An 824-nucleotide genomic window follows, 5' to 3' on the forward strand; every position below is an offset into this window, starting at 1 on the left:
GGGGAAGTTCACGCGAATTTCCAACCTATGAACACGACGCGAGTATACGAACACAGTGTTAAAATTGAAAATGGGTTGAGACATGGTCTCAACCCTTTTTGTTTTGCGACTTTATGATATTTCGCCTATACCGGATTATCGATATCAATAAATTCAACATCCAATTGGTGTTGTTGTACCAACCATTCTCCAAGCGCCTTAATTCCGTACCGCTCAGTAGCATGATGGCCAGCGGCATAGTAATGGATATCTAACTCTCGGGCACTGTAAGTGGTTCGCTCAGAAATTTCGCCAGAGATAAAAGCATCTAGGCCATGTTGTGCAGCAAGCTCAATGTAATCTTGTCCACCACCAGTACACCAACCTACCGTTTCAATCATTTTATGGCGATTTTCTGGGGCAATGTGCAAAGGTTCGCGGTGAAGCGCAGATGCCAGTTTTTGGGCAAATTCAGCCCCTGTAAGCGGCTGTTTGAGGCGCCCAAACATGGCCACGGATTCGAGGATGCCCTTCTAAACCACCCTCAACCTTTATCCTCAAAGCCAAACGTGCCAGCTCAGCGTTGTTACCGAGCTCTGGGTGAATATCGAGAGGCAAGTGATAAGCAAATAAGTTGAGATCATTTTTGATCAGAGTGCGGACGCGTTTTCCTTTCATTCCACGGATAGGCTCAGCTTCACCTTTCCAAAAATAGCCATGGTGCACAAGCAGTGCATCAGCATTGAGTTCAACCGCTTTATCGATTAACGCTTGAGAAGCGGTCACTCCGGTTGATGATTTTTTTTTATCGTCTCACTGCCTTCGTATTTGCAGGTCCGTTTGGG

1 pseudogene is annotated in these 824 nt (G+C 46.1%); it reads right to left on the reverse strand.

Going from position 1 to position 824, the window contains the following annotated elements:
• Positions 1-125: 125 nt before the first annotated feature.
• Positions 126-771, reverse strand: a pseudogene (locus CIK04_RS28995) (Nif3-like dinuclear metal center hexameric protein); the annotation flags it as partial.
• Positions 772-824 lie beyond the last annotated feature (53 nt).

This window comes from Vibrio sp. 03_296, assembly GCF_002265885.1.